The organism is Pseudomonas kitaguniensis (assembly GCF_049199985.1).
Lineage (GTDB): Bacteria > Pseudomonadota > Gammaproteobacteria > Pseudomonadales > Pseudomonadaceae > Aquipseudomonas > Aquipseudomonas kitaguniensis.
In genome coordinates this window covers 115,930-129,099 of record NZ_JBLZPT010000007.1, presented here as the reverse complement: position 1 = coordinate 129,099, position 13,170 = coordinate 115,930, and the positions used below count along the sequence as shown (strand labels likewise).

The 13,170-nt window shown below is 60.4% G+C and carries 7 protein-coding genes; all 7 read left to right on the top strand.

Going from position 1 to position 13,170, the window contains the following annotated elements; genetic code table 11:
* The first annotated feature begins 27 nt into the window (after positions 1-27).
* Complete coding sequence (locus ACOZK9_RS12020) at positions 28-1,083, top strand: DNA cytosine methyltransferase (RefSeq protein WP_421555903.1); 1,056 nt, start codon at positions 28-30, stop codon at positions 1,081-1,083.
* Between the two features lie 263 nt (positions 1,084-1,346).
* A complete protein-coding gene (locus ACOZK9_RS12015) occupies positions 1,347-2,846 on the top strand; it encodes a YifB family Mg chelatase-like AAA ATPase (RefSeq protein WP_421555902.1) in 1,500 nt (499 codons plus the stop codon).
* Between the two features lie 153 nt (positions 2,847-2,999).
* On the top strand, positions 3,000-4,346 hold the full coding sequence (locus ACOZK9_RS12010; protein ID WP_152750021.1) for an SrfA family protein: 1,347 nt from the start codon (positions 3,000-3,002) through the stop codon (positions 4,344-4,346).
* A 17-nt stretch (positions 4,347-4,363) separates the two neighbouring features.
* Positions 4,364-7,432 carry a virulence factor SrfB gene (locus ACOZK9_RS12005; protein WP_421555901.1) on the top strand — a complete coding sequence of 1,023 codons (3,069 nt, stop codon included), beginning with the start codon at positions 4,364-4,366 and terminating at the stop codon, positions 7,430-7,432.
* Positions 7,429-10,149, top strand: a complete 2,721-nt coding sequence (locus tag ACOZK9_RS12000) for a putative virulence factor (RefSeq protein ID WP_421555900.1) — start codon at positions 7,429-7,431, stop codon at positions 10,147-10,149. Before ACOZK9_RS12005 ends, ACOZK9_RS12000 begins: the two co-directional genes overlap by 4 nt.
* A 3-nt stretch (positions 10,150-10,152) precedes the next feature.
* Entirely contained in the window at positions 10,153-11,166 is a 1,014-nt protein-coding gene (locus tag ACOZK9_RS11995; protein WP_152750025.1) for a hypothetical protein, read from the top strand.
* A gap of 14 nt (positions 11,167-11,180) precedes the next feature.
* Positions 11,181-13,160, top strand: coding sequence for a vWA domain-containing protein (locus ACOZK9_RS11990; RefSeq protein ID WP_122251809.1), 1,980 nt, complete (start codon positions 11,181-11,183; stop codon positions 13,158-13,160).
* Positions 13,161-13,170: the final 10 nt, after the last annotated feature.

Genomic DNA, 13,170 nt, shown 5'->3' with positions numbered 1-13,170 from the left:
GCCTAAGCCAATTGCGAACACAAAATTATGTCAAGTATTCCAAAAAATCCTGAATTCACCGCACTTGATTTATTCAGCGGCTGCGGAGGCCTAAGCGTTGGGCTCAAGCAGGCGGGGTTTCGTGTCGCAGCGGCAGTGGAAATCAACCCAAAAGCTCAAGAGACCTACGCTCTCAACCACCCCAGCGTGAAGCTTTATTCGGAAGACATTCGTACACTGAATGCGTCGGCTGTCTTAGCCGAGCTCGGTCTAAAAGTAGGTGAGCTTGACTTGCTAGCAGGATGCCCCCCCTGCCAAGGATTCTCTAGGTTGAGGACCAAAAATAAGGGGTCATCCGTATTCGATCCCAGAAATGACCTAGTCAGCGACTTTCTGCGCTTTGCCGAAGAGATGCTTCCAAAGTGCATAATGATGGAGAATGTTCCCGCATTGGCGAATGACAATAGATTTTTAGCCCTATGTAAAGGCATCGAATCTATTGGCTATTCTTACGTAGTTCAGGTCTTGGACGCTGCGGATTATGGCGTTCCGCAACGGCGGAAAAGACTAATATTGCTCGCATCTCGCGTTCATCAGCCAGTCGTCGGTGAAAAGCATGCTAGGCGAGTTACCGTTCGCAACGCAATTGCTCATATCCCTGCTCGCTCGTCTACGACGGACGCGCTTCATGCCATGCCAGAGCGTAGAACTGAAAGAGTTATAGCGTTGATCAAACACATTCCGAAAGATGGAGGAAGTCGTGCAGACTTGCCAGAGGAATTTCAACTAGCGTGTCATCAGAGAACTAACGGTTTTAATGATGTTTATGGACGTATGGCTTGGGATGACGTAGCACCTACAATCACTAGCGGATGCTTCAACCCCTCCAAAGGCCGATTTCTTCATCCATCGGATAACAGAACTATTACACTTCGAGAGGCAGCGGCCCTCCAAGGTTTCCCACTGAACTACCGTTTCAACACACTTCATGGTAAAGAATCAATAGCACTAATGATTGGCAACGCGTTACCCCCTCCTTTTATTGCCGCCCACGCTTCAAAGTTGCGTGAAGGGATATCCACTCATAAAAAACCCAAAACATAAAACCAGTTCTCGAATTAAAAGTTAATGGATAGGCAAGCTCCCACATGAATATACAGCACTAAATTTTCGAAAAACTCCAATGAAGAAAATCCAAAATAATAAATGCAGTTAAGGAAAATTTTAAATTAGCAAAAGTCCAACAGCTCACTGAGCTGCTGGGCCCTTCTGATACGTTCTGTAAAACCTCTCCCACCGCGCTCTTCCCCACCTCGTCTACCCTTGAAAAACCCGCAGGAAGCGGCCCGCCCTTTCAAGGAACACGCATGTCCCTCGCCATCGTCCACAGCCGCGCCCAAGTTGGCGTGGAAGCGCCTGCCGTCACCGTTGAGGTGCACATGGCCAATGGTCTGCCATCGCTGACGCTGGTCGGCCTGCCCGAAACCGCCGTCAGGGAAAGCAAGGACCGCGTGCGCAGCGCCATTCTCAACTCCGCGCTGCAATACCCGGCGCGGCGCATCACGCTCAACCTGGCGCCCGCCGACCTGCCCAAGGACGGCGGGCGTTTTGATTTGGCGATTGCCCTGGGCATATTGGCGGCCAGTGTGCAGGTGCCGGCGTTGATGCTTGATGAGGTGGAATGCCTGGGCGAACTGGCGCTGTCCGGTGCGGTACGCGCGGTAAAGGGCGTGTTACCGGCTGCGCTGGCGGTGCGCGCGGCTGGACGCACCTTGATAGTGCCTCGCGCGAACGCCGAGGAAGCGTGCCTGGCCTCCGGGCTCAAGGTGATTGCCGTGGATCACTTGCTGCAAGTGGTGGCGCACCTGAATGGGGTTGTGCCGATTGAGCCCTTCAAGTCCGACGGTTTGTTGTACCTGAACAAACCCTATCCCGACTTGAACGAAGTGCAGGGTCAATTGGCGGCGAAACGCGCGCTGCTGATCGCGGCCGCCGGCGCGCATAACCTGCTGTTCAGCGGGCCACCCGGCACTGGCAAAACCTTGCTGGCCAGCCGCCTGCCCGGTTTGTTGCCGCCGTTGAGTGAACAGGAAGCGCTGGAGGTGGCGGCGATTCAGTCGGTGGTCAGCCTCGCGCCGCTGAGCCATTGGCCACACCGCCCGTTTCGCCAGCCACACCACTCGGCCTCCGCGGCGGCACTGGTCGGCGGTGGGTCAAAACCACAACCCGGGGAAATCACCCTCGCCCACCACGGCGTGCTGTTTCTGGATGAACTTCCCGAATTTGATCGCAAGGTCCTGGAAGTGCTGCGCGAACCGCTCGAGTCGGGCCATATCGTGATTTCACGCGCGCGGGACCGGGTGAATTTCCCGGCGCGTTTTCAGTTGGTCGCGGCGATGAACCCCTGCCCTTGCGGTTATGTAGGCGAAACCAGCGGGCGCTGTCGCTGCACGCCGGAACAGATCCAGCGCTACCGCAACAAACTTTCGGGGCCGTTGCTCGACCGCATCGACCTGCACGTAACCGTGGCCCGCGAAAGCACTGCCCTTAACCCGTGCAAACAGGCCGGCGATGATACGGCCAGCGCTTCGACGCTGGTCGCTCAGGCACGCGAGTGTCAGCAACAGCGCCAAGGCTGCGCCAACGCGTTCCTTGATCTTGCGGGGCTGCGCCAGCATTGCGCGCTGTCAAAGGTCGATGAGGGCTGGCTGGAAAGCGCCTGCGAACGGCTGACCTTGTCCCTGCGTGCGGCCCACCGGCTGCTTAAAGTCGCACGCACCCTGGCGGACCTGGAACAGGTGAGTGCGATCCGCCGCGAGCACCTGGCCGAGGCACTGCAATATCGACCGACAAGCCCTTCTATATAAGGCCAGCACGCGTGCATCCAAAAGCATAGTTTGGCGCAGAGCATTGTCACGTTGACGGCGGCATCAAATTGACATTAAGGTCGCCATCTAAATCAGGGAGCGGTTACAGGCATTACGCCTGTCATTGTGCGCACATGAGCATATGGAGTCTGGATGCGCGGGGCATTGTTACGCAGTGGTAAAAGCGGGTCTTACACAGCCCTGGGCGAAACCGGTCAACCGGTATATCGCGCGGCGCTGCAGTTGCGCGAAGCGATTCGTCGCAAAGACCCGGAACTGGTCAAGCACCTGGCCGTTCCGCAGAGTGACGAACTCGGCAACCAGATCGACTGGTACAGCGATATAGACGGCGACGTCATTCCCTGGAGCAGCGCGACTGAAGAAGAGCGTGCGCCCGCACGCGAACAGCTCGAACGACTGAAAACCTCCCTGCAGGAACTCAGCCAGCGTTTTATTGGCCCGGAAGGCGATACCAATACCGGCGATAAAGCGGTGTTTGGCAAGTTGCTCAAGCGCGTCATTCACTTCCCCGACGAAAACTTCGTGTACCTGGTGCAGGGCAAACCGGTGCTGACCTTTTGGGGGTTCGAGCATGCACAGGCCGACGCCAATCGCGATCCGCTCATGTGCCTTTACCCGAAACCAGCGGCGCCGCTGGATTTTCAATTGCCACCCGAGCCGACGCCTGTCGCCACGCCGTTGCCGCCGGTGATCGTGCGCCCTTGGTGGCGCCGCTGGTGGTGGTTATGGCTGCTGCCATTATTGTTGCTTCTGCTACTGCTGCTCAGTCTGCGCGGCTGCATTCCCGGCGTGGTGCTGACGGTGCCGGGCATCACCTCGACTGAACGTGAAACACCCGACGTTATAGGCCAAGTGCCCGTTGTGACTGGCGTGAACGGCACTGCAACCGTTGGCAGCGGCGTTCCCGTGAATGGCGCTGTCGAGGTTCCGGCCGCCAGTGGCGAGGCCGCCGCAAACGCCGACGAACCCGGCGCCGAAGCCGAAGCCGCCGACGAACCGCCAGCCGAAGCACCGGAGCCCGCCGCCGAAGCGCCAAAAACGCCAGACGTGACGCCGCCAACACCGCCTGAAACCCCGCAAGCACCCGCCCCGCAACCGCCCGCCGGCGCTGCGCTGAGCATTCCGCCGACAGCAGCCGACGGCGCCGCCGACTTTCTCAATGGCCAGTACCGCGCCGGTGCCGGCATTCAAGACCGCAAGACCGGCAAGCCACTGCGCCTTGAATACGCGTTCAAGGACGGCAAAGGTGAAGTCACCGTGCACCGCGCCAATGGCGTCAACTGCACCGGGCCGGTGTCGGCAGCAATGAAAGGCGGCAGCCTGTCGATCGCGAGCCAAGGCCAGGCGGTATGCGGCGACGGCAGTACGTACGACATGCCAAAGGTCGATTGTCGGCAGGGCGCGACCAGTATCGCGGACTGCACCGGCGGTTATGGAACTGAAAAATTCCCTATGTCCATGCGGCAGACGGGCGAATAAGACTGGAAAAATCTCCAATGCTGCCTGAAGTCACGCAATTCGAAGACACCGTCACGCTCGTCAGTGACACCGGTATCCAGTTCATGGATTTCGCGCTGCGCCTGGACGCCCGCAAGGAGCCGGCTGGCGAGTTCGCGCCGTTGAATATTGGCATCTGCCGCTTGCTGTACAACGAAGACAAAGACTTCTACTTCTATGAGCCGGCGCCGGGGAAGATCGAAAAAGCCAAGCCGGTGTTCAGTCTCGACATGAAAAGCAGCCTGGAGCTGCTGGACGGCATCTGGTTGCCGATTCCGTTTTTCCGGTTCATGCCGCCCTACCGTTTCGACAGCGGCCCGGTGAACTGGTCGCGCATGCGCCTGGTCAAGCTGCCCGCCGCGGACATCGACGGCAACACGCACCGTCTGACCCTGGCGTTCGACAGCCGCATCATGCAAAAGCGCAGCGGCACCGCTTACCTGGCGCCGAACGAAGAAGACGTCAGCTCTGGCGTGGCCTTCAAGCTCGCGGTCAATTCGGCCGAGTTGCAAGAATTCCTCAGCCAGCCGTGGGTCAACGAATGGCTGCAAGAGCTGTTCAATGAAGGCAATGTGCAACGCACGCGCGATGAACTGGACGCCGACCTGCGCGCCCACCATCACTTGGCGCATTACCTCAACGTGTTGAGCCTGCTGGCCAAACCGTCGGCGTCCCAGCAAAGCAACCTCAGGGCCAAGGTCGAGATCCCGGAAATCAAAGTGGTCGCCAATGACCCCAATGGCTTGGTCAAACCGATCCTGGTCGACCTGGTGCTGGACGTCGGCAACTCGCGCACCTGCGGCATTCTGATCGAAAATCACGGCCAGGCCGGTTCCGGGCTCAAGCAAAACTACGTGCTGGAACTGCGCGACCTGATCACCCCGGAACACACCTACAACGAGCCCTTTGAGAGCCGTGTCGAATTTGCCCAGGCGTATTTCGGCAAAGACCATTGCTCGGTCAAAAGCGGCCGTCACGATGCGTTCCAGTGGGCGACTATTGCGCGGGTCGGCAGCGAGGCCGGGCGCCTGGCCAGCCGTCGTCGCGGCACCGAAGGTTCCACCGGCCTGTCGAGCCCCAAACGCTACCTGTGGGATGAAAACGCCTACGGCCACGGCTGGCGTTTCAACGCGGCTTACGTCAAAACCGACAATGAGCCTTATGCCACTGCGGCACCGTTTTCGCACCTGATCAACGAAACCGGCGAAGCGCTTTACAGCCTCGACGAAGACGACCGTTTGCCGGTATTCATGCCGCGCTACTCACGCAGCTCGTTGATGACCTTCATGCTCGCCGAAGTGGTTGCGCAGGCGCTGTCGCAAATCAACAGCCCTGCGCAACGCTCACGTCAGGGCCACACGCGCAAACCGCGTCAGCTCAACAGCATCACCCTGACCGTGCCGCCGGGCATGCCTCAGGCCGAGCGCAGCATTCTTAATGAGCGGCTGTTGCAGGCCATCGGCCTGGTGTGGAAAAGCCTTGGCTGGCATGACAGCGAAGACAGCCCGCATGAAGACGGGCCAACCCCGCCAAGCATGCCGATTCCGAGTATCCGCGTGGAATGGGACGAAGCGTCCTGCGGCCAGTTGGTGTACCTGTACACCGAGGTCAACGAAAACTTCGCCGGCCACCCGGAAGAGTTCTTCGCCACGCTGGCTCGCCCGGACAAAAAAGACCGTGAGCGAATTACCCTCGCAACCATCGACATCGGCGGTGGCACCACAGATTTGGTGATCACCGATTACCGCCTGGACCGCGCTGGCAACAACAGCACCGGCAGCAACGTGCACATCGTGCCGGAGCAACGTTTTCGTGACGGCTTCAAGGTAGCCGGCGATGACATCGTGCTCGATGTGATTCAGGACTTCATCCTGCCTAGCTTCGAAAAAGCCTTGCAGAGTGCCGGGGTCAAATCCGCCGATTCGCTGATGTCGCGGCTGTGCGGCGCCGAAAACATCGACGCCAAAGACGTGATCCTGCGCCAGCAACTCAACCTGCAAGTGTTCACCCCGCTGGCGCTCGCGCTGCTCAAGGAATACGAGCACTACGACCCGCAGACCCAGGTTGAACTCAACACCCGTTCCTACCGCGAACTGCTGGGCGACGACGCCATCAGCCAGTCCGTGCTCGACTACGTGCACAGCGCCGTGCGCCGCGACGTTGGCGCACAGAACGGGTTTGACCTGTACGCCACGCCGATCAGCTTCGACCTGCAAAAACTCCACGCTGCGTTCCTCAACGATCAGATCAACATCACCAAGGTCCTCGGCGCGCTGTGTGAAGTGGTCGCGCATTACCCGTGCGACATGCTGCTACTGACAGGCCGGCCATCGCGCCTGCCGGGCATCCAGGCATTTATTCGCAAGGTCTTGCCGTTGCCGCCAGGGCGCATCCTGGCGCTGCAAAATTACCGCACCGGCGGCTGGTACCCGTTCCACAAGAACGGGCGTATCGACGACCCGAAAAGCACCGCGTCGGTGGGGGCCATGCTCTGCCTGCTGTGCGCCAACCACAGCGTGCCGAACTTCTACTTCCGCGCCTCGGCGCTCAAGCCGTACTCGACCGTCAAGCACATCGGCACCATCGACCAGAACAACGTGATCAAAGACGCCGACGTGCTGTACCGCAACATCCAAACCGAGCCCGAAAACTACAAGATCAAGCTGCCCGTGATCGGCGCCGGTGACGACGCCGACACGCCGCAACTGGAAATGCGCGGCGACCTGCGCCTGGGCTTCCGCCAACTTGCCGCAGAACGCTGGGCGGCCTCGCCGCTGTACACCCTGCGCTTCACCAACGCCGGGCGCGACAAGTTCTCGCGCGCCGTCGGTGAAGACGGTGCGGCGCCATTGCTCAAGGTACGTTTTGAGGTCAAGGCCGGCGACAAGCACACGCGCAAGCAGGGCTTGGTCAGCGACCGGCTGGTGGTGCAAGGCATCGAATCCAATAGCAGCAATGTCAGCTTCAACCCGCGCAGCGACCTCGAACTGGAACTCAACACCATGCTCGACGCCGGCCTGAGCGAGACCAAATACTGGCTCGACAGTGGAAGTGTGAAACGCAAATGAATGACCTGACCCCAGAGCAAACCCAACTGTCTGCCAGTTGGGCCGCTGTTTATGAAGGTGCCGGTCAGGCGCTGGAATGGATCAGCCAGACCCGCGTCAACGCTCCGCGCCTGGACAGCGAGGCGGACAACCTTAATGTGCGCCTGCACCGTGCGCGCAACCTGGCCCACAGCTTGGGCCGCGTGGCGACCACGCCGATGACGATTGGCTTTTTCGGCCTGTCGCAGGCCGGCAAGTCGTACTTGATCTCGGCGCTCGCGGCCGGCCAGAACGGCAAGCTCGAAACCCAGTTGGGCGAGCGGCGCCTGGACTTTATCAAGCACATCAACCCGGTCGGCGGCGGCAAGGAAGCCACCGGCCTGGTCACGCGCTTCAGCCGCCGGGCCAAGCCGGGCGAAGACTCGCAGTTCCCGATCGAACTCAAGCTGTTCCGTGAAATCGAGCTGGCGAAGATTCTCGCCAACTCCTGGTTCAAGGACTTCGACCTTGAGCGCATCAATTACCAGATCGACGAAGAGCGCATCCAGCGTGCCCTTCAGCCGTTCGAAGGGCGCGAAAATGCGCCGCTGCAGAAAGGCGTCAGCGCCGACGATATTGTCTCGCTGTGGGATTACATGCGCGAGACCGCACCCAACTCGGTGAAAAAACTCGAGCACGCGTACTGGCCCAAAGTGTTGCAACTGGCGCCACGCCTGAACTTCCAGGAGCGTGCCGAGCTGTTGTCGATTCTGTGGGGCGAGCAGCGCGAGCTGACACGCGCCTACCAACAACTGGCGGGCGCGCTGCACAAGCTTGGCCTGGCCGAAACGGTTTTCGCGCCGCTCGAAGCACTGATCAGCTTCAACGGTGAGGCCTACCACCAGCGCGACAACATCATGAACGTCGACATTCTCGAACGTTTTGGCACGCCGCTGGATTTGCCGATCAATGTGCGACCGCATATTGACGGCCGCTTGCACAGCAGCCAGAGCATCCCGGTCGCACAACTGGCGGCACTCACCGCCGAGATGACCTTCGTGCTGCTTGAAGCGCCGCTCGATGACCTCGTCAATCAGGTCGACCTGCTGGACTTCCCAGGCTATCGCGGGCGCAAAAACCTGCTTGAAATTGCCGACTCCAGCGACCCGCAATCAAGCACCAAGGATAACTCCGTGGCGCAGTTGATTCTGCGCGGCAAGGTTGCCTACCTGTTCGAGCGCTACACCGATACCCAGGAAATGAACGCGCTGGTGGTGTGCACAAGCTCGACCAAGCAAAGTGATGTGAACGACGTAGGCCCGGTGCTCACGCGCTGGATCGACAAAACCCAAGGCCCGACACCCGCCTCGCGCAGCAAGCGTGAAGCAGGGCTGATCTGGGCCTTGACCATGCTCGACCTGCGTGTGGCCACAGGCCTCAATCAAGAACGCGACCAGGACGACGAAGGCTGGAACGGCATGGTCAAGCTGACCATGCTTGAACGCTTCGGCAGCCTGCCGTGGATGACCGACTGGGCCGGCACGCCGTTCCAGAATACTTACCTGGTGCGCAAGCCACGCATGAATGCCGGGTTTATCCAGCAGGACAAAAACGGCCCGGAAATCGGCATCAACCCCGACAACCAGGTGCGCATCGACAGCCTCGGCGAAAGCTTCGCCAAAAACGCACTGGTTGGGCGGCACATCAAAAACCCGGGCAAGGCCTGGACCGAAATGCTGCGCCTCGACGATGGCGGCATCCGCTATTTCGGCAGCAGCTTCAACGGCGTGGCGAATATCGAGTTCAAGCTGGCGCGCATTCGCGAGCAACTTGAAGAATGCATCGAAAGCCTGACGGTGCATGGCCTGAGCACGTGGTACCACGCCGATGGCGATGGCGCCGCAGCGGCCAAAAAGATCCAGGCGCAGACAATCCTGACCGGCCTGGGCAGGCGTGCAACGGTGCTTGGCGAGTTTATCCACCAACTCGACATGCCCGGCGAGCACATCCGCGACCTGTACCTCAGCGGCGTGTATGAAGACGCCGACGCCACCGCGGCGGATGAAAGCCAGCCGGTCGCCGCTGCGCCAAGCAACAGCCTGTACAGCGACAGCGCCGGGTTCGACTTCGACTTCAGCGACAGTTTCAACGACGACGCACCCGCCGCCAGCAGCGCGCCCAGCGCTACGCCGGTGCCGGAGCTGCAAAGCAACGAACACCGCTTTGCCAAGGCCGCCTTTAAAGCCTGGATCGCGCATTTACGCGAGCTGACCACACGCCAGAACCTGATGAGCCTGCTGGGTCTTGAGCGCTCGCTGATCGAAGCGGTGGTCGACGAGTTGATTACCGCAGGTTACCGCTACGACCTGCCGGGCCAACTCAGCCGCGCCGTGCTCAAGCGCGCTCAGAGTGGTGCGCGTCGCGACCAGTTGGTGGAGCGCCAAGTGCTGGAAGTGCAACTGGTGCTGCGCGACTTCGTGTCGTGGTTCGGCTACCTGCAGAAGCCTGTCAGCGAGCGGCCAAACAGCCGCGCCGGTGCCAAGGCGCCGCTGTTTTCGTTCTACACCGATGTCGCACCGGGCCAACTGCCGCAACTGCCGCCGCAACCTGCAAACCAGGCGCAGCGGTTCCTCGGCGACTGGCTCTCGGGCCTGGCGTATATCACCGTGGAAAACGCCGGCCATGGCGCCGGGCGCGAAATCACCATTGAACAGAATGAACGGCTGGGCCACGTGCTCACTGCCTTCACAGCGAGATAAGTAATGCCCATTCGTGTAGATCTGCTTGCGTTAGAACCCAATGTGCCGGGTCAGGCGCGGTTGGCGGTGAAAAAATGGAACGGTGCTCAGGAGCAACTGGAGTTTTCCATCCAGCGCAACCAGGACCACTTTTACCTGCAAGACCGCCAGCAGTGGAGCAACAACCCGTTCTGGTTCAAGGTCAGCCAATTCAACGCCATCGACGATGCGCTGGAAACGCTGGTAGGCCCGGATGTGGTGAACCCGTTGCTGGAAGGCAGCGGCAACTCCAATTTCCAGATCGAGCTGCGCGAACAAGGCTTGGGCCACAGTGACCGCGGCGTCGTGCGCCCGGGGCTGGGCCTGCTGTCGTCGACGGCCGGCGGGCAAACCCGCTCCACGTATGACGCGACCACCCTGCAAGCACCTGAGCCCGAGCCGGAAATTCCCGAGCTACCGGAGCTGGTGCTGGAGCTGCCACCGGCCGAGCCTGAGCCCGAACCGATCGTGGCCACGCCCGAGCCTGAGCCCGTAGTAGTGGTGCCGCCAAAGCGCAGCAACAAGCTGTTGATCGGCGTGATCATCGCCGTGGTCATCGCGTTGCTGGCTGCCGTGGCGGCCTGGCTGTGGCTGCGCAATTCAACCCCTGCACCGGCGCCCAAAGTGGAACCCGCGCCTGCGGTCGCCGAAGCGCAACCTTGCGATGTCGCCAGCATGAACAGCCAGCCGGAATTGGCCTTCGTGCAAGGCTGCATCAAGGCCGCACCGGCCAGCGCGCAGTTGCTGGAAATTATCGAAGCCGCCAAAGCCAACAAGCATTGCGGTGTAGCCCAGCGCTTGTACGCCAACCGTGCGCAAGGCGGCGACATGTTGATCGCCAATGCGTATGCCCGCGAATACGACCCCAAGTACCTGAAACCCAGCGAATGCTTCCCTAAACCAGACAACGCCACCGCCGCGTACTGGTACGAAACCATTCTTGGCCACGAGCCGGATAACGCCGAAGCCAAACAGCGTTTCGAGGAGTTGCAACCGTGAGCACCCCGACGTTTTTGCAGCGCTGCGCGCTGGGCGCCGCCGCCCTGCTGGCCTTGAGCATCAGCTCGCTGGCGAGTGCCGACGACAAGCCGCTGATCCAGGAAGGCAAAAAAACCCTGTTCCAGCGCGTGCTGACCACCCCCGGCTGCAAAGTCAGCCCCGCCGCAGGTGGCGCGCCCGGTGCGACGCAACCCACCTTCAGCCGCTTCTACGTGTATGAGCGCGCGCAGGCCGCCAATGCCGAATGGCTGAAAGTCGGCCCCGACAGCTATGGCAAAACCATTGGCTGGTTACCGGCGGCGTGTACCACCGACTGGAAAATGCAACTGACCCTGGCCTTCACCAACCCGGCCAACCGTGACCGCTTGCTGTTTTTCAAAGAGCGCGCCACGGTCGAAGGGATTCTTGATGCGCCAGACCCGGTCAGCAAAGTCGCACCGCTGCGCGCAGCACTCAAACAAGGTAAACCGGCGCCCGGCGTACTGGCTGAAGAACCGGCCTACTTTGTCGACCTGCAAAAACAGTTCTATTTACTGCCGGTGCTCAGTGGCGAAGAAGTCATGACCGAAGGCGGTTTTCGCACGCGCCTGCTCAACGTCGCCTCGGTCAGCAAGGCCGATGAGGCCGACGCCAAAAATGCCGGCAACGCAGGCAGTACCGACCCGGCTGCAGCCCAAGCCAACGCCAGCAGCCAGTTGAAGGAATTCAGCGCGGCGGTGGTATTTGTCATCGACTCGACCATCTCGATGGACCCGTACATCGACCGCACCCGTGAGGCGATTCGCAAGGTTTACCAGCAGATCGAAGCGGAGAACCTCGGCAAACAGGTTAAATTCGGCCTGGTCGCGTTCCGCTCCAGCACCAAGGCGGTGCCTGGCCTGGACTACGTGAGCAAAATGTACGCTGACCCGAATCAGGTCAAAGACAGCGCCGACTTCCTCAGCAAAGTCGCCGACCTCAAACAGGCCAAGGTTTCCAGCAGCAGCTTCGATGAAGATGCGTTTGCCGGCGTGATGCACAGCATCGACAAGGTCGACTGGACCCAGTTCGGCGCGCGCTACGTGGTGCTGATCACCGACGCCGGGGCCATTGAGGGCGACAACAAACTCTCACAAACCGGCCTCAGCGCGTCACAGGTTCGCCTCGAAGCGGCCAACCCCGGCGTAGCGATTTACACCTTGCACCTGAAAACCCCGGCGGGCATCAAGGACCACAGCAAAGCCGAGGCGCAGTACCAGAACCTTTCGACCTACCCCGGCACCAACACGTCGCTGTACTACCCGGTGAATGCCGGTGACGTGCAAGAGTTCGGGCGCAAGGTCGACTCGCTGGCCGCCGCGATTACCTCGCAGGTAAAAGCCGCCTACTTGGGCGAAGACGCCATCGGCAGTGCACTGAACGCCAAGGCAGAACCGGGCGACAAGAAGATGCTCGAAGACGCCGCATTGATCGGCCACGCGATGCAATTGGCTTATCTGGGCGAGAAGACCAACAGCAAGGCGCCGCCGGTGTTCCAGGCGTGGATCACCGACCGCGACTTGATCAAGCAAAACATCCCGACCACCGATGTAAGGGTGTTGCTGACCAAAGCCCAGCTCAGCGATTTGAGCGCGGTGATGAAGCAGATTCTCGACGCCGCCAACGAAGGCCTGATCTCGCCAACCGAGATGTTTGACCGTCTGCGCTCGGTGGCCGCGACCATGGGCGCCGACCCTAACCAGCTCAAGCAAAACAGCAACGCCAAGCTGGCGGACATGGGCGTACTGGGTGAGTACCTCGAAGGCCTGCCGTACCAGAGTGAAGTGTTGAACCTGGATGAAGAAACCTGGAAGAGCTGGGACGGCCTGGCACAGGAGAAATTCATTCGCACGTTGAACACCAAACTTCGCCATTACCAACGTTACAACGCCGACGTCGACCGCTGGGTTGCCCTCGCCAAAGACAGCGACGCTCGGGACAACGTGTACCCGGTGCCGCTGGAAATGATGCCGTAAGCCCATGCCC